The sequence below is a fragment of the Streptomyces sp. AHU1 genome (genome assembly GCF_045343905.1).
GTDB lineage: Bacteria > Actinomycetota > Actinomycetes > Streptomycetales > Streptomycetaceae > Streptomyces > Streptomyces triticiradicis.
Window position 1 is genome coordinate 8,677,718 of the sequence record NZ_CP174283.1, and the last position, 22,565, is coordinate 8,700,282.

Annotated in this window: 21 protein-coding genes and 1 tRNA gene; 11 read left to right on the plus strand and 11 right to left on the minus strand. The window is 72.2% G+C overall.

The window, feature by feature from the left end; all coding sequences use genetic code 11:
- Positions 1–101: 101 nt before the first annotated feature.
- The 5 genes from ACICHK_RS38325 to ACICHK_RS38345 all read right to left on the minus strand — a co-directional run bounded on the left by ACICHK_RS38325 (position 102) and on the right by ACICHK_RS38345 (position 5,248).
- Positions 102–193, minus strand: a tRNA-Cys gene (locus ACICHK_RS38325).
- Positions 194–351: 158 nt separating this feature from the next.
- The gene (locus ACICHK_RS38330; RefSeq protein ID WP_406840576.1) at positions 352–2,064 is read right to left on the minus strand and encodes a class I adenylate-forming enzyme family protein; all 1,713 of its coding nucleotides are present in this window, start codon (positions 2,062–2,064) and stop codon (positions 352–354) included.
- Between the two features lie 93 nt (positions 2,065–2,157).
- The gene (locus ACICHK_RS38335) at positions 2,158–3,252 is read right to left on the minus strand and encodes a ferritin-like domain-containing protein (protein ID WP_406840577.1); all 1,095 of its coding nucleotides are present in this window, start codon (positions 3,250–3,252) and stop codon (positions 2,158–2,160) included.
- A gap of 37 nt (positions 3,253–3,289) precedes the next feature.
- Positions 3,290–4,243: a diacylglycerol/lipid kinase family protein gene (locus ACICHK_RS38340; RefSeq protein ID WP_406840578.1), complete on the minus strand. Its 954-nt coding sequence runs from the start codon at positions 4,241–4,243 to the stop codon at positions 3,290–3,292.
- 111 nt (positions 4,244–4,354) lie between these two features.
- Positions 4,355–5,248, minus strand: coding sequence for a hypothetical protein (locus tag ACICHK_RS38345; RefSeq protein WP_406840579.1), 894 nt, complete (start codon positions 5,246–5,248; stop codon positions 4,355–4,357).
- A gap of 410 nt (positions 5,249–5,658) precedes the next feature.
- Between ACICHK_RS38345 and ACICHK_RS38350 the strand changes: the two genes are divergently transcribed.
- The 11 genes from ACICHK_RS38350 to ACICHK_RS38400 all read left to right on the plus strand — a co-directional run bounded on the left by ACICHK_RS38350 (position 5,659) and on the right by ACICHK_RS38400 (position 17,085).
- On the plus strand, positions 5,659–5,844 hold the full coding sequence (locus ACICHK_RS38350; RefSeq protein WP_103551679.1) for a DUF1272 domain-containing protein: 186 nt from the start codon (positions 5,659–5,661) through the stop codon (positions 5,842–5,844).
- Positions 5,841–7,289, plus strand: coding sequence for a DHA2 family efflux MFS transporter permease subunit (locus tag ACICHK_RS38355; protein WP_406840580.1), 1,449 nt, complete (start codon positions 5,841–5,843; stop codon positions 7,287–7,289). Before ACICHK_RS38350 ends, ACICHK_RS38355 begins: the two co-directional genes overlap by 4 nt.
- A 112-nt stretch (positions 7,290–7,401) precedes the next feature.
- Positions 7,402–8,622, plus strand: a complete 1,221-nt coding sequence (locus tag ACICHK_RS38360) for a cytochrome P450 (RefSeq protein ID WP_406840581.1) — start codon at positions 7,402–7,404, stop codon at positions 8,620–8,622.
- Positions 8,623–8,711: 89 nt separating this feature from the next.
- Positions 8,712–10,220: a DNA-3-methyladenine glycosylase 2 family protein gene (locus ACICHK_RS38365; protein WP_406840582.1), complete on the plus strand. Its 1,509-nt coding sequence runs from the start codon at positions 8,712–8,714 to the stop codon at positions 10,218–10,220.
- Positions 10,217–10,930: an alpha-ketoglutarate-dependent dioxygenase AlkB gene (locus ACICHK_RS38370; RefSeq protein WP_225860512.1), complete on the plus strand. Its 714-nt coding sequence runs from the start codon at positions 10,217–10,219 to the stop codon at positions 10,928–10,930. The genes ACICHK_RS38365 and ACICHK_RS38370 overlap by 4 nt, the downstream gene beginning before the upstream one ends.
- 178 nt (positions 10,931–11,108) lie before the next feature.
- On the plus strand, positions 11,109–12,305 hold the full coding sequence (locus ACICHK_RS38375) for a cytochrome P450 (protein ID WP_192582389.1): 1,197 nt from the start codon (positions 11,109–11,111) through the stop codon (positions 12,303–12,305).
- 47 nt (positions 12,306–12,352) lie between these two features.
- The gene (locus ACICHK_RS38380) at positions 12,353–13,486 is read left to right on the plus strand and encodes an acyl-CoA dehydrogenase family protein (RefSeq protein WP_406840583.1); all 1,134 of its coding nucleotides are present in this window, start codon (positions 12,353–12,355) and stop codon (positions 13,484–13,486) included.
- Positions 13,483–14,973 (plus strand): amino acid adenylation domain-containing protein, encoded by a 1,491-nt coding sequence (locus ACICHK_RS38385; RefSeq protein ID WP_406840584.1) that lies wholly within the window; start codon positions 13,483–13,485, stop codon positions 14,971–14,973. Before ACICHK_RS38380 ends, ACICHK_RS38385 begins: the two co-directional genes overlap by 4 nt.
- A gap of 34 nt (positions 14,974–15,007) precedes the next feature.
- Positions 15,008–15,274 (plus strand): phosphopantetheine-binding protein, encoded by a 267-nt coding sequence (locus tag ACICHK_RS38390; RefSeq protein ID WP_406840585.1) that lies wholly within the window; start codon positions 15,008–15,010, stop codon positions 15,272–15,274.
- A 42-nt stretch (positions 15,275–15,316) separates the two neighbouring features.
- On the plus strand, positions 15,317–16,381 hold the full coding sequence (locus ACICHK_RS38395) for a ketoacyl-ACP synthase III family protein (protein ID WP_406840586.1): 1,065 nt from the start codon (positions 15,317–15,319) through the stop codon (positions 16,379–16,381).
- A 62-nt stretch (positions 16,382–16,443) separates the two neighbouring features.
- Positions 16,444–17,085, plus strand: coding sequence for an SGNH/GDSL hydrolase family protein (locus tag ACICHK_RS38400; RefSeq protein ID WP_192582388.1), 642 nt, complete (start codon positions 16,444–16,446; stop codon positions 17,083–17,085).
- 54 nt (positions 17,086–17,139) lie between these two features.
- Here the strand turns inward: ACICHK_RS38400 and ACICHK_RS38405 are convergent, their stop codons facing one another.
- From ACICHK_RS38405 to ACICHK_RS38430, 6 genes are read right to left on the minus strand one after another with little or no spacing between them, the layout of a single operon-like run.
- Positions 17,140–17,913, minus strand: coding sequence for an SCO6745 family protein (locus tag ACICHK_RS38405; RefSeq protein WP_406840587.1), 774 nt, complete (start codon positions 17,911–17,913; stop codon positions 17,140–17,142).
- Between the two features lie 55 nt (positions 17,914–17,968).
- A complete protein-coding gene (locus tag ACICHK_RS38410; protein ID WP_406840588.1) occupies positions 17,969–18,655 on the minus strand; it encodes an SGNH/GDSL hydrolase family protein in 687 nt (228 codons plus the stop codon).
- Between the two features lie 40 nt (positions 18,656–18,695).
- The gene (locus ACICHK_RS38415) at positions 18,696–19,448 is read right to left on the minus strand and encodes an HAD family hydrolase (RefSeq protein ID WP_406840589.1); all 753 of its coding nucleotides are present in this window, start codon (positions 19,446–19,448) and stop codon (positions 18,696–18,698) included.
- Positions 19,445–21,013, minus strand: coding sequence for an MmgE/PrpD family protein (locus tag ACICHK_RS38420; protein ID WP_406840590.1), 1,569 nt, complete (start codon positions 21,011–21,013; stop codon positions 19,445–19,447). The genes ACICHK_RS38415 and ACICHK_RS38420 overlap by 4 nt, the downstream gene beginning before the upstream one ends.
- A 56-nt stretch (positions 21,014–21,069) precedes the next feature.
- Positions 21,070–22,308, minus strand: a complete 1,239-nt coding sequence (locus ACICHK_RS38425) for a beta-ketoacyl synthase (protein WP_192582385.1) — start codon at positions 22,306–22,308, stop codon at positions 21,070–21,072.
- The gene (locus tag ACICHK_RS38430) at positions 22,305–22,547 is read right to left on the minus strand and encodes an acyl carrier protein (RefSeq protein ID WP_151469509.1); all 243 of its coding nucleotides are present in this window, start codon (positions 22,545–22,547) and stop codon (positions 22,305–22,307) included. Before ACICHK_RS38430 ends, ACICHK_RS38425 begins: the two co-directional genes overlap by 4 nt.
- Positions 22,548–22,565 lie beyond the last annotated feature (18 nt).

A 22,565-nucleotide genomic window follows, 5' to 3' on the forward strand; every position in this document is an offset into this window, starting at 1 on the left:
CCTGAGGAGCCGTCATACCGGTTTCCCGGCCGGCGGCTGGGCGCTGTGCGCCCCCGACAGCCCGCCGCGCCCGGCCAAGAGGCGACGGGCGCGGCGGGCTGTGGCGGAGAGAGCAGGATTCGAACCTGCGTGGGGCAGAACCCCTGATCGGAGGTGTCTCCGATCCCCATTGGGCCGCTATGGGAATCTCTCCAGTCGCCCTCGGTGGGTGACGTACGAAGCATGGCAGCTTCGCCTTGCACCGCGCTGAGACGGGGGTCTCAGCGGTGTCCGGCAGGTGCCCGCGGCATCGGGACGGCCGTCGGCCGCCCGGCGTCGCGAGCGGTCAGCGGCCGTTCCGCGGCCGGCGGATCACGTCCACCGTCCGGATCCGACCCCGGCGGCTCCGGTGAGGAGTTGCTCGCGCAGGAGCGTGCGCCGGATCTTCCAGGTCGCGGTGCGCGGGAACTCCTCCCAGCGGATCCGGAGCGGGGCGGCCATCGGGGGCAGGTCCGCCGTGGCCCGGCGCCACCGCTCGGGTTCGAGGGAGGTCCCCTCCCGCAGACTGAGCACCGGTTGGGGGAGGGCGCCCCGGACGGCGAGCACGACCACCTCGGTGATCTGCGGCAGCCGGTCGAGCAGCACGTCCTCGATCTCCAGCGCGCTGGCGCCGGGGATCCGGTCGATCTCGCGGTCGATCAGCCGGACCGCTCCCCACCGGCCGACGACCGCCATGTCGCCGAGGTTCCACCAGGGCCCCTCGCACTTGGCGGCGTGCCGTTCCTGCTCCCCGACGTAGCCGAGGCAACGGCCGGGTGCCGAGAACTGGATCAGACCCACCTGCCCGGCCGGTACCGGGTCACCGCTCTCCGGCGCGACCGCGCGCACCTTCCCGAACCCCGGTACCGGCCATCCCAGGTTCTGGGTCGGCGGTGGACGACGGCCCCGCCGCTTCACCGATCCGCGCAGATAGGGGCGGATGGCGACGGCACCGGCCTCGGTCTGGCTCCACGACTGGACCCAGACGGGCAGCCGGCGGTCGGTGGCCGCGAGGAAGGTCCGTACGGTGCGCGTGTGGATGGCGTCGAAGGAGTTGATGTACAGCCGGACGTCGCGGAACGGCCGGCGCGGGTCACGGGCCAGGTCCTCCCAGGCCAGGAACGCGTTCGGCAGGGTCTCGACGAGCGTGGGGGCGTGCTCGGCCAGCAGGGCGTGCGCGGCGGGTGACTCCGGGTCGGACAGCATCAGCAGTTTCGGCCCGACGGTGGTCAGGGGCAGCAGTCCGGTGATGACCCGCTGGTGCGAGTACGGGTGGCAGAAGGCCACGGTGTCGTTCCCGCGCAGCCGGACGACCGGCCACCGCTCGGTCTCGACCAGAGCCAGGGAGTAGAGGGACCGGGCCGAGTGCAGCACCAGCTTGGGTGTCCCCGTGGTGCCCGATGTATGGGTGATGACCATCGGCTCGTGCGGCTCGCGCATGGCGACCGGGGGCGCCGGTGCGCCGGCCAGGTCGGCGAAGGCCCGTACACCGGACCGGTCCGGGCCGGGAGTGTCCACGCAGGCCGTGCCTTCCGTCAGCCGGGCCAGGCCTTCCCCGTCGAGGGCCAGCCGTTCCAGGACCCGCCGGTCCGCCACCAGGAAGGGGCGCTCCAGCCGTCGGAGGAGGACGATGAGCGTCTCGGCGGGATGGTTGTCGGTGATCAGTGCGGGAATCGCGCCGATCCGGGCGGCGGCCGAGGCGAGCAGGGCCACGTCGAGATGGTTGCGCTTGATGACGGCGACCCGGTCCCACGGCCGTACACCCAGCGCGTACAGCCGTGCGGCCAGGTCGTCCACCAGGGACGCCCACTGCGCGTAGCTGCGTTCCAGCGGGCCCCGCGGGTCGACGTCCGGCGCGCGGTCGACGATCACCGGGCCGTGCCTGCCGTGCCGCGCGGCGAGGTGCCACGCCTCACCGATGCGTCCGGTGCGCGGCAGCCGCGAGAAGGGGCTGAGCCGGCGCCGGAACCGGGTCGGGGCGCAGTCGTCCAGGAAGGCCGGCCGTGGCCTTCCGCTCCGGCCGGCCGTGGAGGGCGTCGGGTTCATGGGCACCGCCTGGGTGGGACGTGGGTGGTGGAGATCGGGACCGGGGGAGGGGAGCGCCGGACGACGGACGCGGGGGGTTCCACGGACGGTGTCTCAGGAGTCCGCGGCACCGAGCGCGATGCTCTCCTCGACCTCGGCCGTCCGGGCGAGCGTCTCCCGCCGCTCCCTGTCGAGCTCGTCGGCCTGCATCTCGTCGGCCTCCATGAGCTTGACCAGGTCGCTGTTGGCCATGTCCAGGACGCCCATGTCGTCGTAGGCCTTCCGGACGGCGGGGCTCCACAGGCCGATGTCCCTGACGCAGGGCACGATCCGCGCGAAGAGGAGCGACCGGAAGGCGCGCATGCGCGGCCCCCGGTTCATGTACTCCATGCACTCCTTCATGTCGAAGCCGAGGTTCTCCCACACCTCCTGCATGCGGAACCGGTCCCGCATCAGATGGCAGCCCTCGATGACGAACTCCTCGCGCTCGGCTATCTCCGCGCTCGACAGTTCGGCGTAGTAGTCGCGCAGCGCCAGCCTGCCGAACGCCACGTGACGTGCTTCGTCCTGCATCACGTACGCCAGGATCTGCTTGGGCAGCGGTTTGTCGGTCCGGTCCCGCAGGATTCCGAAGGCCGCCAGGGCGAGTCCCTCGATGAGCACCTGCATGCCCAGGTAGGGCATGTCCCAGCGCGCGTCGTTGAGGGCGTCCTCCAAGAGGGACTTGAGGTGCGGGTTGATCGGATAGGACAGGCCGATCTTCTCGTCGAGGAAGCGGGTGAATATCTCGGCGTGCCTGGCCTCGTCCATCACCTGGGTGGCGGCGTAGAACTTGGAGTCGATGTCGGGGACCGACTGCACGATGCGGGCGGAGCAGATCATCGCACCCTGCTCCCCGTGCAGGAACTGGCTGAACTCCCAGGCCGCCATGTGCTGCCGCATCTCCTGGCGCTCCCGCTCGTTCAGTTTCGCGTACTGCCGCGATCCGTACAGCGCCAGCGTCTTCTCAGGGGTGCCCAGGGCGTCGTACGGGTCGACGGGGAGGGACCAGTCGATGCGCCGGGTGCTGTCCCACTGCTTGTCCTTGCCCTTCTGGTAGAGACTGAGCAGCCGTTCGCGTCCCGAGTCGTATTCCCAGGTGAAGAAGTTGTCGCCGGCTGCGGGAAACGTCCAGCTCGCGTTCCCCGGCGTCCCGTCGGTGACGTTCATGACCAGCCCTTCGTGTTCGGATCTCCCCCGGCCCCGCTCAAGTGCGCGGTGGAGCGAGGACGGGAAGGATGTCGGGCAGTACCTCTATCGTGTAGCGGTCGGCGTCGGCGGCGGGGAGTTCGCCGTCGTGCTCGAAGGTCAGGGGCTCGCCGTCGGTGCGTTCGAGGGTGACGCGGCGCCCCCTCGCGTAGACGCATTCGGGGCGCTCCAGATGGCTGCCGTCCGCCGTCAGGCCGGGCAGGGCCGCGGGGTCCAGTTCGCCGCCCACGACGCACACGTCCAGCAGGCCGTCGTCGAGTTCGGAACGCGGCAGCACCTTGAACTGCCCGCCGCGGTAGCGGCCTCCGCCGACGTTGGCCAGTACCGCCGTCCCCTCGTGGACGACGACCCCGTCGACGGTCACCCGGCCCGGGTACGGCCGGAAGGTCCGCAGGGTCTGCGCCACGGCCTGCCGGTAGCGCTCACGGCCGGGCACCTCGGGGAGCCGGCCCGCGGTCACCAGGGCTTCCGCGACGAGACCGGAGCACGCCCCGAGGAGCACCAGGGTGTCCAGTTCGACGATCCTGGCCATGTCGATCCCCCGGATCCGGGGGTGCTCCGTCGCGAGCGCTGCCCGCAGGGCCTGTTGCCAGGGGTGGTCCGACCAGATCTCCCGGTAGAAGGAGTTGCCGGTCCCGGCGGGGAGGTTGAGCATGGCGCCGCTGTTCGTGCCGGGGCCGTGAGGGCTCCGCGACCGGGCGCGGGCGATCCCGGACGCGACGGCGCGCGTGGTGCCGTCGCCGCCCAGGACCACGATCGCGTCGACACCGTTCTCGTAGGCCTTCGCTGCCGCGTCCTCCGTCTCGCCGGGGTCCCGCGCCGTGACCAGACCCAGATCGTCCGTCCAGGAGCGGCAGTGGCGCGTCACCTCGTCGACGAGGGCCGCGTCCACCGCGCCCGCCGCCGGGTTCACGACGACCAGTACCGTCCGGGCCCATCGCGGTGCGGCCATGTCACCACTCGCTTCCCTCGCCGTGGAACCCTCGGGCAAGGAACACTTCCAGCCCGCGCTGGCACGCCGCTGAGACCGTGGTGCCAGCGCCCCGGACAGGCCCCAGCGGGTTCAGCGGCGGGAGGCGCGGAGCAGCAGGGCTTCGCCGAGGCCGGCCTCACCGCGGACACCGGCCGCCCCCAGGCCGCCGCCACGGCGTCGCAGGGAATGCGCCAGGTGCAGCACGACGCGCGCCCCCGACGTGCCGGCCGGGTGCCCGGGAGCGATGGCGCCGCCGTGCGGGTTGATCCGGCTCCTCCGCGTGCACAGCACGCTCATCGCCTGGACCGCCACGGCCGCGAACGACTCGTCGACCTCGATGAGATCGAGGTCGCGCACCTTCAGGCCGAGAGGGGCGAGGGCTTTGCGGATGGCCAGGGAGGACCGCAGGTGCAGGGCGTCCGTCCGGCCCGACACCGCGCCGTGTCCGACGACCTCGGCGAGCCAGTCCAGACCCCGTTCCTCGGCCAGCGAGCGGCGCATCATCACCACGGCGGCCGCCCCGTCGCCGCCGACGGCGTCCCGGGCGCACCGGTCCGGCTTCGGCGGGTGGCTGCGCGGGGGCCGGAAGCGAGGCGTCGTCCGCTCGTCCGGGTCCCGCCGGGGGACGGGCATCGACTCCAGTCCGCCCGCGACGACGATGTCACTGGTGCCCGACCGGATGAGCCGGTCCGCCACGGCGATGGCGTTCAGACCGGACAAGGACAGCTGTCCGGTGCCCAGCAGGGGCACCTTCGGAGGGATGCCCGCGCCCGCCACCGCCGCCCGCGCCGGGCGGTCGTCGCCGGCGTCGGCCGCCGAGTTCCCGAGGAGGACCTGATCGACCTCGTCGCCCCGCACCCGCGCCCGTTCCAGGGCGGTTCGCACGGCCACCGCGCCGAACTGCGCGGCCGACAGCGCCCGCAGACAGCCGAACGGCCGTCCCAGAGGCGTACGGGCGCCCGCCAGGACAACTGATTCGATCACTGGATTCCCTCCTCGGGGTGTGCCGGACGGCCGGGAACGCTTCGCGCGACAGCTCGCGCACCGCCGGGAACGACCTGTTCCGGGAACCCTGGCGCGGTCACCGGGGGTTGCGCCAGCGACTTCCCGTCATCAACTTCCTTCCTGGCGGCGCCCGGTCCGGCGGGGAATGTTGGTGACCGAAATTTGCCAGACAGCACCGTGCGGGCCCGCGAGGATTGCATCGCTTCGACACATTGCGGGAGGACGTGCGCCGACGGCGCGCTCCTCGGCACGACGCCTTGTACGTCGTACGACGTACGACGTACGACGCGAGACAGCCCCGGTGCGGGGCGGACCCGCGTGCCGGACCGGCGGCGTCACGGCGGCGATGGTCGCTTGCTTGCTCGAACTCTTCCTGGAGGACACTGGCGATGCTCGACATGAAGCCCACCTGCGAGACGTGCGGCACGGCACTCGCACCCGGGGACCCGGCGATGATCTGCAGTTACGAGTGCACCTTCTGCGTCTCCTGCGCGGACGGTTCCGGCAGCCGGTGCCCCAACTGCAAGGGCGAGTTGAGCGCTCGCCCCCGGCGGGCCGTGGAGGCGAGCGCGTGAAGGGGTCCGAAGCCCCCGGGCAGGGGCCCGGCTACGCGAGGATCGCCCTGCTCGCCTCCGGCGCCATGTTCCTGGCGATCCTCGACTCCACGATCGCCAACCTGGCGGTCTCCGACATGCACGAGACCTTCCGGGGAGCGTCGATCTCCGACTTCTCCTGGGTCATCACGCTGTACGCCATCTTCTTCGCGGCGCTGCTGGCACCGGCCGGACGTCTCGCGGACGCGGTCGGGCGGAGGGCGCTCTACACCATGGGCGTCGGCGTCTTCACCGTGGCGTCCCTGCTGTGCGCCGTGGCGCCGTACCTGCCCTTCCTCCTGGCGGCACGCGCGATCCAGGGAGCGGGCGCGGCGGCGATGATTCCCGCGTCGCTGGCCGTGATCCTGTTCGACACCCCGCCGGCGCGACGGATGGCGGCCATCGGCCTGTGGAGCGCCGCCGGTTCCGCCGCCGCCGCGATCGGACCCAGCCTGGGCGGCGTGCTCATCGACGCGTCCGGCTGGCGCTCGGTCTTCCTCATCAACGTGCCCTTCGGGATCGCGCTGATGGTCGGGGTCCGTGCCGTGCGGCGGTCCGAGCGGGTCCCCGGGCGCTTCCCCGACGCGGTGGGGTCCCTCGCGCTGGCGCTCGGCATGGGCGGCCTCGTCCTCGGTGTGACGCAGGGCTCGGACTGGGGATGGGGCACCTCCCGGACCCTCGGATGCCTGGCGGCCGGTGCCGTGGTGCTCGCCTACGGTGTGCTGCGGGCCCGTACGCAGCCCGTTCCGGCGATCGACACCACGTTGTGGCGGAGCAGGACCTTCTCCCTGGCGAACGTCGTGTCGTTCTTCTACGGGGCGGCGCTCTACGCCTGGCTGCTGTGCGGGGTGCTGTACCTCGTGAACGTCTGGCACTACTCGGAGCTGAAGGCCGGCTTCGTGCTGAGCCCCGGCGCCGTCTTCTCGGCGATCGCGGCCGTCGGCATCGGGCGGGTGCTGGGCAGGCGCGCCGGTCCGCGGCTGATGGTGATCGGCGGCTCGCTGCTCATCGTGGGGGTCGGAGTCTGGCTGGTCGCCGTACTGCCCGTCGAGCCGCACCTGGTGGACCTCTGGATCCCGACGGCCGCCATCTCGGGCTTCGGCATGGGTGCGGTCAGCACGGGTGTCTCGACGGCGGCGGCCCTGTCGGTGCCCCCCGCGCAGTTCGCCGGTGCGACGGGGCTCAACATGGCGGCACGGCAGATGGGCGGCGCCCTCGGCATCGCGGTGCTGGCCTCGGTCCTCGCCGGCGCGAACATCTCGGGCACCACCGCGTACGCCCACGTCCTGCTGTTCTGCACCGTGATGGCGGCGGTCTCCGGCCTCGCCGGTCTCGGTCTGGTACTGAAGCCCGCACCCCAGCCGTCCGCCCCCGCCACCACCGCCGCCACCACCGGGACCGCCGCCGCGACGGGAGGTGAGGCCTGACCGCCGACCTGGCGGGCGCCGGCCCCGGCCGGCGCCCCGACCCGAACCGGCAAGGAACGGTGCGCCGAAGAACGTCCCTTCAACAGAGCCCCACTTCGGAGGAGCTGGAAGCATGACGACGGCACCGAAACTCGCACTGGAGGTCTTCAACCCGGAACATCGGGTGAATCCGTACCCGCTCTACGCGACCCTGCGGGAGGCCGACCGGATCCATTCCCTGGCACCCCGGATATACCTGGCGTCACATCACGCGGACTGCAACAAGGTTCTCCTGGACCCCCTCTGGGGCCACGGATACAACGACAGGATCAGCCCCTTCAGGCCGGGGGTGGGACGGGACGACGTACCCGGGTCGATGCTCGGGATGGACCCGCCCGACCACACCCGGCTCCACCGGCTGGTCAGCAAGGCCTTCAAACCGCAGAAGATCCAAGAGATGTACGCGCTGACGGAACGGATCGTGGACGAACTGCTCGACGCCGCCCTGGAAGCAGGCGAGGTCGATCTGGTCACCGCGCTCAACAGCCCGCTGCCGATGCGGCTGGTGTGCGGGATGATCGGTGTGCCCATGGCCGACGTGCCCGTCTTCCAGAAGTGGTCGACCGCGATCGTGCGCGGAGTCGATCCGGACTTCCTGCTCAGTCCGGAGGAGATCACGGCACGCTACGAAGCCGAGGAGGCGTTCGAGCAGTACTTCAAGGGTCTGGCGGAGGAGAGGCGGGAGCACCACCGGGGTGACCTGCTCAGCGACCTGGTCGCCGCCCGGGAGAACAGCGACCTGCTCTCCGAGCACGAACTGCACGAGATCGGCGCGATGCTCATGGTCGCCGGCCACGAGACGACGATGAACGGTCTCGGCATGATGATGACGGCCCTCCACCGCAACCCCGGCCAGCTCGAACTCCTCAAGGCCGACCCGGACCTCGTACCGGCCGCGGTCGAGGAAGCGCTGCGCTACGACCCCCCGATCCAGTTCACCTCGCGGGTGGCGCTGCAGGACCGGGAGCTCGCCGGCCACACCTTCGAGCGGGGCGACGGCATCGTCCTGGTGATCGCCGCGGCGAACCGTGACCCGGCCGCCTTCCCGGACCCCGAGACCTTCGACATGGCCCGCTACAAGGACCGCGCGCGGAACGCGCCGCGCCACCTCACCTTCAGCAACGGCCCGCACCACTGCCTGGGCGCACAACTGGCCCGGATGGAGATGAACATCGCCCTGCGCGCGCTGCTCACCCGGGCCCCGGACCTGAAGCTGCTCACCGACGAGCCGCCCTACCGGGACCTGTACCTGTTCCGCGGACCCCTGAGTCTGCCCGCCCGGATGCGTCCCTGACCGACCGATGCGGATGCGTTCCTGACCGACCGATGTTGATGTCGGATTCTCGCTGGCATCGCCCCCGTGCCGGAGCCCATGGTGGATACATGATGGACGAGGAGCACTACTACCGGGCCGCTCTGAGCAACGACAGCCGGTTCGACGGCCGGTTGTACATCGGAGTGGCCAGTACGGGCATCTACTGCCGCCCGACGTGCCCGGCCATGACTCCCAAACGTGTCAACATGCGGTTCTACCGGACCGCGGCCGCCGCACAGGCGGCCGGGTTCCGGGCCTGCAAGCGGTGCCGGCCCGACTCGGTCCCGGGGTCGCCGGAATGGAACAGCCGCGCCGACCTGGTCGGACGCGCCATGCGGCTGATCGCCGACGGCCTGGTGGACCGGGAGGGCGTCAGCGGCCTCGCCGCCCGGCTGAACTACAGCGAGCGCCAGCTCCAGCGGCAGCTCGTGGCCGAGGTCGGGGCGGGGCCGCTCGCGCTCGCCCGTGCCCAGCGGGCACGAACGGCACAGCTCCTCCTGGAGACCACCGACCTGCACGTCAGCGAGGTGGCCTTCGCCTCGGGGTATTCCAGCATCCGGCAGTTCAACGACAACATGCGGGCGGTGTTCTCGATGCCCCCCACGGAGCTGAGGGCCCGCGCGGTCCAGCGCCGGCCGCGTACGGCCCCGCCGACGCAGCCGTGGGGCAACGGGATCCGGATCCAGTTGCCGTTCCGCACCCCGCTGGACGTCACCGGGCTGCTGGAACAGCTCGGTGAGCAGGCCGTGCCGGGCATCGAGGAGTACGCCGACGGCGTCTACCACCGGGCGCTGTCGCTCCCGCACGGCAGCGCCGTCGTGTCCCTCTCCCGCACTGCCGGCAAGCCCGCGGGCAAGACCGTCCAGCCGCCCGGCCGCGGTTTCGTGGAATGCGAGCTGCACCTCCAGGACCTGCGCGACATGACGGCGGCCGTCCAGCGGTGTCGCGACCTGCTCGATCTGGACGCGGACCCGGGGGCCGTCGACGAGGTGCTCGCGCGGGACGCGCTGCTCGCCCCGCTCGTCGCACGCGTGCCCGGCCGCAGGGTGCCGGGCTCCGTGGACCCGGCCGAGTGCGCCGTCCGGGCGGTTCTCGCCCAGGACGCCGGCCCCGGGGAGGCGAGGAGCGACGCGGCGCTGCTCGTCGCCCGCTACGGCAAGCCGCTGACCAGAGAGGTCGGGCAGGTCACGCACACGTTCCCGGCTGTCGAGACGCTCGCGCGGCTCGCGCCGCACGAGCTGGCGGGCACTCCCGAGCGGGGGAGCCGGGTGAAGGCGATGGCCACCGCCCTGGCCTGCGAGGACCTGGTCCTGGGAGTCGGCGTGGACCGTGAGGAGGCCGGCCGGAAGCTGCTCAAGGTCGAGGGCGTCACACCACGGACGGCCGCCCTCGTCCGCATGCGGGCGCTGGGGGACCCGGACGTCCTCGTCCCCGAGGAACTGGAGCCCCACGACGCGGCCCGCCAGTCCTTCGGCGGCCCGGGACCCGCCACCGACGACGAGCGCTCCGAGGCCTGGCGGCCCTGGCGCTCCTACGCCGTACAGCACCTCTGGGCCGCCGCGGGGACGGTACGTTGACCCACCGGGACGACGACGCGCTGTTCGGGCGCCCGCCCCTGGTCCCGCGCTCCGGAGCGGTGCTCCTCCCGCGCTGGCTCGGCATCGAACAGCAGAGGCGGCTGCTGCACGCCTGCCGGGAGTGGGCGCGCGGGGCGGCGGGACTGCACCGGCCGAGCATGCCCGACGGGACCCCGATGCGGGTGCAGTCGGTGTGCCTCGGGTGGCACTACTCGCTGCGCCACGGATACACCCGTACCACCGTCGGCGCGGACGGCACACCGGTCAAACCGCTGCCCGGCTGGCTCGCGGACCTGGCGCGGAGAGCGGTCGTCGAGGCGGCGGAACTCGACGACGAGGTGTGCGGACGGCCCCGGGACCACAAGGCCGACGCCGCGATCGTCAACTTCTACGACGACGAGGCCCGGTTGGGCATGCACCAGGACCGTGCCGAGGAGAGCGGCGCGCCCGTGGTCTCGCTCAGCCTCGGCGACAGCTGCGTCTTCCGCTTCGGGAACAACGAGACGCGCACCCGCCCCTGGCAGGACCTGGTCCTGCACAGCGGTGACCTGTTCGTCTTCGGCGGACCGGGACGGATGGCCTACCACTCCGTGGTACGCACCCTGCCCGGTACCGCACCGGCCGAACTGGGCATCCGCGGCGGCCGGGTGAGCGTCACCGTGCGCGAGACGGGCCTGACCGTGAACCTTCCGGCGCAGCGGTCACGATGACGGTCGCACGCGCCAGAGGTGTGTCAGCGCCATCTCAGAGTCGGCTGACACGGTAGGGGTGACGAGAGCCGCCGTGGTGCGCCGGAGCGTCATGACGGCGTACCGGGCATCGCCCGGCGGCATCCGCCGACCCCATGGCAAGCGTCCCTCCTCGGTACCGGCGAAAGGACTGCCGCACGTGTCCGCTCAGCCACCGCACCTGACGTATCCGGTCCAGCGAACGACGGTCACCGATCCGCCCGAGGAGTACACGCGCCTCCAGAAGGAGGCCCCGGTGTGCCCCATCACGCTGGCCACCGGATTCCCGGCGCTGTTCGTCACCGCGTACGACGACGTCAAGACCGTGCTCTCCGACCCGCGGTTCAGCCGCGACGCCCTGTTCGAGCCCGGCGCCCCGCGCGCGCAGCTGGCCGAGCCCGACCAGGACAGCATCATCAGCATCGATCCGCCGCGCCACTCCCGGCTGCGCGGGCTCATCAACCGGGAGTTCGGCCGGCGCCGGGTCGAGGGCATGCGGCCCGAGATCGAGCGGCACGTGTCCGAGCTCCTGGACGAGATGGAGACCAAGGGACCGCCCGGTGACCTGAACGACATGCTGGGGCGGCCGCTGGCCCTGCGCGTCATCTGCAACCTGCTGGGCGTGCCCTACTCCGACCACATGAGGTTCGGCCGCTGGTGCGACCACTTCATGTCGTACGCGAAGTATCCGCTGGCGGAGGTCGGCCGGGCCAACAGCGAGATGCGGGCGTACCTGGCCGGTCTGATCGAGACCAAACGGCGAACCCCCGGCGAGGACCTGCTGAGCGCCCTCGTGCAGGCGCGCGACAGCGAGGGGGCGCTCACCGAGAACGAGCTCGTGAGCCTCGGCGTGATCCTGCTCCTCGCGGGCCACGACACCACGGTGACCGCGCTGGGCGGCGGCGTGATCACGCTGCTGCGCAACCCGGAGGCGCTCGCGGAGCTGCGCTCCGATCCCGCGCTGATCCCCCGGGCGATCGACGAGATCCTGCGGCTGAACGAGCCCGGAGACGGCTCCTTCCTGCGCATCGCGACCGAGGACGTCGAACTGCGGGGCGGACGGGTGGCGGCCGGCAGCGCGGTCGTCGCCTCCATCAGCACGGCCGACCGGGACCCCTCGGTGTTCCCCGATCCGGAGCGGTTCGACATCCACCGCGAGAGCAACCCGCACATCGCGTTCGGCTTCGGCACGCACTTCTGCGTCGGGTCCTCGCTGGCCCGCGTCGAGCTGGAGTCCGCGCTGGGCGCCCTCCTCCCGCGTTTCCCGGACCTCGGGCTCGCGGTGCCCTTCGAGGACCTGCGCTGGCGCTCGTACGCCCATCTCGGCGGAATCGAGGAACTGCCGGTCCGTTGGTAGCGCCGATAGCCCCCGCCCAGGCAGTCCCCGATCTACAGCGAGGTCAGATGTTTCTGGATTGGCAGCCCCATCAGTCCAAGGAGTACGACGACATGCTCTCGGCGGTCCGGGAGCGCTTCGACCGTCCGCGGCCCCCCGAGGGCGGACTGCGGGAACTCTGGCGGCACTGCGGTGAGCTGGGGCTCCTGGGGCTCTGCGTCCCGGCCGAGGACGGCGGGGGCGGGAGGTCCGCGCTGGACACCGCGCATCTGATCGAGGCCTTCGGCCGGGGCTGTGCCGACACCGGGCTGGTCTTCGCCACGAGCGCTCACCAGTTCGCCTGCGCCGTCCCGATCTCGGCCTACGCCGGGGACGAGGTCCGGCGGCGCCTGTTGCCGGCCCTGTGCGACGGCTCGTTCATCGCCGCCAACGCCATGACGGAATCGGAGGCGGGCTCGGACATCTCGGCGATGTCGGCCCGGGCGGTGCGGGACGGCGACGGATACGTCCTCACCGGGACGAAGTCCTGGGCCAGCAACGCCCCGGAGGCCGACGTCTTCGTCACCTACGCGGTGACCGACCCGACAGCGGGATTCCTCGGCGTCTCCGCCTTCGTCGTCGAACGCGGCACGGCCGGCCTGTCCGTCGACGGGCCGTTCGAGAAGATGGGCCTCGGCACCTGCGGAGCCGGATCGGTCCGGTTCGAGGAGTGCCGGGTGCCGGCCCGCAACCTCCTCGGTGAGGAGGGGGAGGGCAGCGCGATCTTCCAGCACTCGATGGCGTGGGAACGCGCCTGCCTCTTCGCCGGGTACGTCGGCCTCATGGACCGGCTGCTCGAACGGTGCGTGGCCCATGCCCGGGAACGCCGCCAGTTCGGCCGCCGCATCGCCGACTTCCAGGCGGTCTCCCACCGGATCGCCGACATGAAGCTCCGGCTCGAAGCCGCCCGGATGCTGCTCTACCGGGCCTGCTTCCGGCTGGACCGGGACGAGGCGCTGCCCATGGACAGCGCGCTGTCGAAGCTCGCGGTGTCGGAGGCCGCCGTCCGGGCGGCCGTCGACGCGCTGCAGATCTTCGGATCGCGGGGCTACCTGGTGAGCGAGGGGCTCGAGGTCGTCCTCCGGGACGCGATACCCGCGAAGCTCTTCTCCGGGACCTCTGAGATCCAGCACGAACTCATCGCGAAGGGGCTCGGGTTGTGAACCTGGCGTCACTGGTCCGGGACAGCGCGCGCCGCGCGGGCGGGAACCTGGCCGTCGCGGGGCCCGACCGCTCGGTCACCTACGACGAGCTCGACCGCGCGGCGGACACGCTGGCCCATCTGCTCCGGGACAAGGGGGTGCGCGGGACGGAACGGGTGGTGATCTGGCTGGACAAGTCCGTCGTCGCGGTCGCCGCCATGCAGGGGGCGCTGCGGCTGTCCGCCGTCTACGTACCGGTGGACGGCTCGGGGCCCTCGCGCCGGACCGCGCGGATAGCACGGGGATGCTCCGCGAAGGTGATCGTCACCGATTCCCGGCGCGCGGCCGAGCTGCGGGAGTCGGGCGAGGAACTGCCCGGACTCCTCGTGCTCGACGGCCTGCCCGAGACGGACGGACGGCCTCCGCTGCCCGTCGAACAGACCGGTCCCGACGACCTCGCCTACATCCTGTACACGTCCGGCTCGACGGGCGAGCCCAAGGGCGTGTGCATCAGCCAGCGCAACGCCCTGGCGTTCATCGAGTGGGCGGCCGCCGAGATCGGGGCGACGAGCCGGGACCGCTTCGCCAACCACGCCCCGTTCGGCTTCGACCTGTCCGTACTGGACCTCTACGTGGCCTTCCGGGCCGGTGCGTCCGTGCACCTCGTCCCGTCGGAGATGGCGTACGCCCCGCAGCAGCTCTGCGCGTTCCTGCGGACGGAGCGGATCACCGTCTGGTACTCCGTGCCCTCGGTCCTCATCCTGATGATCCGGGACGGAGACCTGTGCGAGGGCGTGCGGCCCCCGTGGCTGCGCGTCCTGCTCTTCGCCGGTGAACCCTTCGCGGTGGACTACCTCGCCCTCCTGCACCGGTACCTCGAAGGCGTCCGGCTCCTGAACCTGTACGGCCCGACCGAGACGAACGTCTGCACCTTCCACGAGGTGACCGCGCAGGACGTCGCCGACGGCGAGCCCGTGCCGATCGGCCGGGCCTGCTCCGGCGACGTGGTGTGGGCGGTCACCCCCGACGGGCGGCGGGCGGCCGTCGGCGAGGAGGGCGAACTCGTCGTGGACGGACCCACCGTCATGGCCGGCTACTGGGGGCGGGGCGCGCAGGAGGGCCCCTACCGGACCGGTGACGTCGTCCGGGTGCGGGCGGACGGCGTCTTCGAGTACCGCGGGCGGCTCGACCACATGGTCAAGGTGCGGGGACACCGGGTGGAACTCGGCGAGATCGAGGCGTGCCTGTCCCGGCACCCGGCCGTGGGCGAGGTGGCCGTCCTCGTGGACGGAAACGGCATGGCGGCGCGGATCGTCGCCGTCGTCGTCCCGGTGGGCCCGCCCCCGGGGCTGCTGGCACTGAAGCGGCACTGCGCCGAGCGGCTGCCCAGGTACATGATTCCCGACTCGGTCCTGACGGTGGCCGAACTGCCGCGCACCCGCAACGGGAAGACCGACCGCCAGACATTGCGCGACACCCTGCTCCAGCCGTCGGGCAGCCGGACCTGATCTTTTGAACCCAACGAAAGGAAGAGCCGCTCGTATGGAACTCGCCGCGGTGATCGAAGAGATCGACGGGTACATCCGGAAGGAATTCCTCGAGGGGGACGCCTCGGTCGAACTGACCCCCTCCTCCCCGCTCCTCGAATGGGGAATCCTGAATTCGATGAACACGACACGCCTCGCCGCCTTCGTGAGCGAACGGTACGACGTGACCGTGTCGCCGAAAGCCATGCGCACGGACAACTTCCGCACCATCGAGAACGTGGCGCACATGGTGCTCGAACTGCGTGCCCGGCCGGAAGCCTGACCGGACGGTTCGGGACCCATTCGACTGAGGGAGTTGACACCAGTGCGCTGGAACGACGTGTACATCGCCGGCCTGGGAACCCGGCTGCCTTCGCCGGAGCCCGCGGAGACGGCCGTCTCCGAAGGCCGGTACTCCGCACAGGAGTTCAAGGACAACGAACTGCTGTCGGTCCTGGTGAGCGAGGAGGAACCGGCCGTCGACATGGCGGCGGCCGCCGGAAGACAGGCGATGGCGCGCAGCGGACGTTCCGCCGAGGACGTCCGGCTGTTGCTGCACGCCCACACCTACCACCAGGGCGAGGACCTGTGGACGCCCGCGACCTACGTCCAGCAGCGGACCGTCGGCGGCGGCGCGCCGTCGGTCCAGCTGAACCACGCCTGCGACGGCGGGATGGTGTCACTGCACCTGGCGATCCCCTATCTGCTGGCGGGGCCGGCGGGAGGGGCGGCACTGCTGACCACGGGCGACCGTTTCGCTCCCCCCGGATTCGACCGCTGGAGCAGTGACATCGGCCTGGCCTTCGGAGACGGCGGTACGGCCGTGGTGGCGGCCCGCGGCGGAGGCATCGCGCGGATCCTCGCCACCCATTCGTCGTCGGACCCGTACTTCGAAGGGCTCTACCGGGACACCGAGCGTGGTTTCACGGACGCCCCGCACCTCGAGGGAACCCCGCTGGACCTGCGCGGACGCAAGATCCGCTTCGCGCAGCGCGAAGGCGTGGACGCCGTGATCGACCGGCTCTCGGCGGCCCTCGTGGAGAACGTGGAGCAGGTGCTGGGCGACGCCGGCGTCGGGATGGACCAGATGGCCAAGCTGGTCCTCCCGAACCTCGGAAAACCTTTGCTGAGCTGGCAGTTGCTCGCCCCCCTGAAGATCGATCTGGACCGCAGCCCCTGGGAGTGGGGACGGCGGACCGGCCACCTCGGGGCGGGCGACCAGTTCGCGGGGCTGACGTACCTCTTCGAATCGGGCCAGTTGCGGCGCGGAGACCTCGTCCTGCTGGTCGGTGTCGGCATCGGCTACTGCTGGACGACCGCGGTGCTCGAGGTGCAGAGCGTTCCCGACTGGTCGGGGGCGGACGCCGAGACCCTGCGCGTACTGGGGTGAGGGGACGGATGAGGGGGAGCGGACCCACCGCGGTCATGGGGGAAGAGGACGATCCGAGCTGCTTGACCGAGGCCGAGGCGAGGGAGCTGGTGGCGGGCTCTCCCTGGCGGCGCCTCGTGGTGATCGGGGACGGCGCGGCCAACGGAGTGGGGGAGCACGTCGAGGGGTTCGGCCGCAAGCCCTGGGCGGACCGCGTCGCGGCCGTCCTGCGCACCGTCTGCCCGGGACTGGCCTACATCAACCTGGGCCGGCGCAATGTGCTGGCCGCGGATGTGCGCGCCCGCCAGCTCGCCAAGGCGCTGGCCCTCAGGCCGACCCTCGCCGTGATCGCCTGCGGGGGCACCGACGTGCTGGGCGAGCCCTTCGACGCGTACGCCGTGGAGATCGAGCTGAGCCGGATGATCGGGCCGCTGCGCGACACCGGCTGCACGGTGCTGACCATGGGCGTGCCGGACATCTCCTGCTCGGAGCTCGCGGTGTCACAGCGCAAGGCCGAAGTGCGGTACCGGGTGCGGTTGCTGGCCGAGCGCACCGAGGCGATCTCGTTGCGGCACGGCGCGCTCTACGTGGACCTCGCCCGTCGCCCGGTGAGTCCCGGGCCGAGCCCGTGGAGCTCGAACGCGCCGTATCTGAACGGCCGTGGCCACGCCATCGCGGCCGCGGCGGTCATCCGGGGTCTCGGCCTCCTGGAGAAGTGCTCCTGACCCGCGGCCCGGACGCCGTGCACCGGACCCGGTCCGGTGCACGGCGTCGTTCGTTCAGGCCGGGGAGCCGGCGGTCTGCGGTGTGGCGGGCCGGTGCCGCGCCATCGCCAGGGCGGACGCGGCACGCAGCAGCCGGCTCAGCTCGTCCGCGTCGTCCACGCTCAGCGCCCCGTAGGCGGGCGCGGCCATCCGGTCGGTCAGTTCCTCCGCCGCGGCGCGACGGGAGCGCATCTCGCCGTCGATCAGGGGGTAGGGGCGCCGCCAGCCCAGGAACTCGGCCCGCTTGACCCCGTTGTCCCTGGTCAGGGTTGCCTCGAGCGGAGTCATCCCGGTGGCCAGCACCGCCGAGAGATGCAGACCGCCACGGTGTTCCCGCAGGACGTGGGCCAGTTGAGCCACCCGGGCGGGAGCGTCCGCGGGCCGGCCGACGTCCCGCCAGCCGGCGAACAGGGGGAGGCCCGGGACGTCCACCCGGTCGGCGACGGCCTCCAGGAGGTCGGCGAGCCGGGCGGCCGACGAGAAGCCCGCCAGGCACCGCCGCCCCCAGGCGCGGCACGATTCCGCGTAGCGGTCCGTGACCTCCGGAGAGTGGGCGGCCGCCAGGCAGTGCCGACGGACGAACTCCGCCGGGAAGAAGCCGAAGACCGCGGCCGTGACCTCCGGGCCGACCGGGCCCAGGACACCGCCCCGCCCCCGGAAGTAGTAGCCGAAGCGGGTCATGCCGATGTCCGCGGCGGCCTGCCGGGCCTCGGGACTCTTCATGAAGGACCCGCCCAGGCGGCGCACGTCGTCCTTCGTCGTCGCCACGTACATGCGCGAACCGGGCATACCGGGTCCTCTCGTGGACGGTCGTGGTCGGTGAGGCGGAAGGAGGCAGGCCCGTTCAGCGGGCCTGCAGGTGTCCCGCGAGGCTCCGCACGATCTCGGTGCACAGGATGGCCTGGCCCCGCGCGTTCAGGTGCAGGCCGTCGGTGCTGTAGATCTCCTCGGTGCCCGCGGGATGACGGGGGAGGTCCACGTGGACGGCTCCCAGCCGTGCCGCCACCTGCTTGGTCCGCTCCGACCAGGCGGCGATGCGCTCGCTCATCGGCTTGCGGTAGCGCTCGTCGACGTAGGGGGAGACCGTGATGTCGAACAGGCCCGAGGTCAGGACCGTGCAGCCGGTTTCGCGCAGCGGCGCGACGACGCGCTCCAGTTCGGACTCGACCGCGTCGATGTCGAAGTGCCGCTGCAGCATGTCGTTGCCCCCGCTGAACACGACGGCCAGATCCGGCCGGAACTCCAGCGCGGGCGCCAGCTGGGTCTCCCGCACCTGGGCGGCGAACAGGTTCCGCAGGCCCAGGTTGACGAACGCGAGGTCCGGCTGGACGGTCCGCAGCTCCTCCACGAAGCGCTCGCTCCACGGGAGGCAGCGGTATCCCTCGAACGCCTCGGTGACTCCCTCGGCGCCGCTGTCGCCCACCACGGCGAGGCGCTTCCACGGAGCGTCCGCCAGCACCCTGGCGGTCTCGCCCGGGGACAGCAGGTAGGGGTCGTCGGCTTCGGTCGGGCGGTTCGCCGTGTCGGTCATGTCGGAACTCCTCCGTGGATTTCTCGAGAGAGATCAGAGATCAACGATGCCAGCCCGCCCGTGGACGGGCTGGCGAGATTCCGGCGCCATCCTCCGCCGTCGTCGCGGCGGCCGGAGACCCCTCCCGCCCCGGCAGGCGCCGCCATCCGCGGGCCGCGGCGTGCCCCACCAGCTCGGGGTCCTCGCCCACCACGACGGGGTGTCCGACGGCCAGCAGCATGGGGAGGTCCGACGCGTGGTCGCCGTAGGCGCTGCAGTCGGCGGGGGCGATGGCGTGCTCCCGCAGGAAGGCCCGGGTCGCGTCCGCCTTGTCCCGGCCCAGCATGAGCGTGGTCAGTTCCCCGGTGTGGACGCCGTCGACCGTTTCGAGCCGGGTGGCCAGCACCGCCGTGGCGCCCAGCCAGTCGGCGAGCGGATCGAGGCAGGGTGCGAACGAGCCGGACACCAGCACGGTGAGGTCGCCGCGACGGTCGTGTTCACGGAACGCCCGCAGGCCGGCGGGCAGGAACAGGTCTCCCCCGCCCAGCTCGTGCCGGAACCATTCACGGCCCGTGGCGGACAGGTCCGCGGCGCGCTGCCCCGCGTAGACGCGGTAGTGGGCGCGCATGACCTCCTCCCGCGAGGCCCCGGCGGCGACGAGAGCGCGCAGCTCGTCGATCACCTCGGAGTAGGCGGCGGGCGGGCTCCCGGTGGCGGCGAGGTGGTACCGGAGGAACCGGAACATGCTCTTCACGGCGATCAGGGTCTCGTCGACGTCGAAGAAGGCCGCTCCCGCGCGCGTGCGCCCCGTCATGGGCTCAGCACCGCCCTCACCACCGCGTCGAGTTCGGCGGCGTCCAGCGACGCGGTGTGCCGCAGGGACTCCACGGCGTCCGCGGGCGCCCCGGTGGCCGCGAGCTTGTCCAGGGCGATCCTCCGGTGGTTCCGCCTGGTCTCGGCCCCGGCGGAACCGAAGGCGTGCGCGCGCCGCGCACGCAGGGTGCGGCCGGTGCCCAGGGTGACGTCGATCCGGGAGCCGATCGCCTTCGTGGCGTGCTCGAAGGTGGGACTCGGCGCGCCCTTCGGGAAGACGCCGGGCGCGGTCCGCCCGCCGGAGAAGTCCCTGAACCATTCCTCCGCGCGTTCCTCGGCCTGCCGCAGTGCCTCGCCCAGCGGCGCGGTGGCACTCAGCAGGCCCCGGCTCAGCTCGGGGTCGTACTCCAGCCGGACCTTCGCCGCCAGCGCCCAGCGCACCGGATCGGCGGTGGCCGGCTCGGCGAGGTCGGCGGTGGTCACCCCTCCGGTGAGCAGCGCGGTGGCCACGTTGTAGGCGACGGACAGATTGAGGGCCAGGATCGCGGAGCGCTCGCGGTCGAGATAGGGACGCGCCTCCCGGTCCATCACCATGGTCAGCCGCGCGGCGCGCACCACGACCTCGTCGATGTCGTCGATCTCCGCGGGCGTGAGCAGGCCGTGCAGTTCGCAGGCGCAGTCGATGGCGGCGTCGACGTACGCGCCCGCCGGGTGGACCTTGAACGACAGCGTCTCGGTGTGCCAGCGGGTGCCGAGTCCCGCCGTGACCACCTCGGGCGTGGGCACCTCGGACACCTTGGCCAGCAGGCCGCCGGGGTGTTCCAGGATGTCCTCGGCCCCCGTCAGACCGGCGGCGGCGGCCCGGCAGGCGTCCAGGCCCACGCGTACGGGCACGGACGCGGAGAGCACCTTGGCGTCACTGCCCAGGAAGGCCCGTCGCAGGGACCACGGGGGAGCGGCCAGGGCCAGCCCCCAGGCGTCGGTCCACTCACCGGCCGGCGCGCCCGCTCCGTGCAGTTTCGCGGCCACGGCGCCCACCAGCTGGGCGTGCGCCGCGGTCTGCCCCCGGAACGGCCCCAGGGTGCTCGCGGCGGTCACCCTGGCGGCGCACTCGTTGGCGGCGACCATCGCGGTCAGCAGCCGTTCGCCGGTCAGCCGCTGTTCGCCGCGGAAGGCCAGGGGCACACCGACGGTCGAATGCGACACGTGCCCCACGTACATGCTGTCTTCGAGGTAGAGGCAGGAGGAGAGCGCCGCCATGACGTAGGCGGCCTGCTCGGGGCGGTCCCCGGTCGGCGGCCCGAACGCCTCGACCAGCTTGTGCCCCAGCGGGTGCGTCATGCCGGCCCGGACGACGGCGAGGTGCGAGATCAGCTGGCTGGTCGCGTAGGCGCTGATCCGGTCGGGCAGGTCGTCGTGGCGCAGACCGGAGGCCCAGTGGGCGAGGGTCGTGGTCAGCGAGCCGTGGGGTGGTACGTCGTCGGCGCCCGGACCGCGGGCGGTGCCGCCCGGGTCCGGTTCCGTGTGCTGAGTACGCGGTTCTGCTGCGGCGTCGGCCCTTGGCATGCGTGGCAACCTCACACGTGTGTCGGGGCGGGTGTCACTGCCCGCCCGGTGCGTCCTCACGCCCGGGTGAGGACGAGTACGGCGTTCTGCCCGCCGAATCCGAAGGAATTGCTGATCGCGACCTCGGGGCGGGTGTCCCGGCCGACCTTGGAGACGACGTCGATCTCGATCCGCGCGTCCTGGCTGTCGAGATTGGCGGTGGGCGGGACGAACCCGTGCTCCAGGGTCATCGAGGTGACCGCCGCCTCGATCGCGCCGGCCGCGCCCAGCGCGTGCCCGAGGACCCCCTTGACCGAGGTGACGGCCGGCCGCTCGCCGAGCGCGCGCCTGATCAGCCTCGCCTCGGCGATGTCGTTCAACGGGGTGGAGGTTCCGTGCGCGTTGACGTGGTCGACGTCGCCCGGACCGATCCCGGCGTCGGCCAGGGCGGCCCGCAGCGCCAGTTCCGCGCCGGCGCCCTCCGGGTCGGGGGCGGTGGCGTTGTGCGCGTCGGCCGAGGCGCCGTACCCGCTGACCAGGGCGTGGATACGGGCGCCACGCGCCCGCGCGTCCGCGTCCCGCTCCAGGACCAGGACGGCGGCGCCCTCCGCGGGCACGAATCCGTCGCGGTCCCTGTCGAACGGCCGGGAGGCGGCGTGCGGTTCACCGCGGCGCGTGGACAGCGCCCCCATCTGGCTGAAGCCGGAGATGATGGAGGGCACGAGGCAGGCCTCCGTGCCCCCGGTGATCACCACGTCACAGGCGCCCGAACGCAGCAGGTCGCGTGCGACTCCCACCGCGGTCGCGCCCGAGGCGCACGCCGTCGCCGTGACGAGGTTCGGGCCCCGGGCGCCGCACTCCATGGCCACGTAGCCGGCCGCCATGTTGACGGCCAGCATCGGGATGAGCAGCGACGAGACCTTCCCGGCTCCTTCGTCGAGGAGGACCCGGTGCTGCTTCTCCCAGGTGGCCGCGCCCCCTATGCCGCTGCCGAGGACCACTCCGACCCGGGCGCCGTCCCAGGTGGCGGGGTCCAGGCCCGAGTCGTCCAGCGCCTCCTTGGCGGCGGCGAGGGCGAACTGGCTGCTGCGGTCGAGCCGCCATGCCTTGCGCCGCTCGACGAGGCCAGCCCGGGCGAAGTCGTCGACCGCGCAGCCGAAGTCGGCGGGTGTCCCCGCCAGCGCCGGGACGGGCCCGGCGGCTGTCGCCCCGCCCGTGCGGATGGTCCGCCACGCGGCCTCGGCGCCGATCCCGGCCGCGGTCACCATGCCGATGCCGGTCACCGCCGCGTGCGACGGCCCGCGGTCCGACGTCATCCGAGGCCCGCCATCTTGGCCTCGATGGTCTTGGCGGCCTGGCCGATGGTGTCGCCCGACTGGATGTCCTCGTCCGCGAGGGCGACGCCGAACTCCTGCTGGGCGGTCAGACCCAGTTCGACGAGGGCCAGCGAGTCCATCTCCAGCTCGCTGAAGGTCAGTTCGGGTTCGATCTCGCCGGCCTCCAGGCCGAAGCCCTCGGCCAGCAGTATCACGAGACGCTCGTAGACGTCGTTCACGGGGTATCTCCTCAGGTT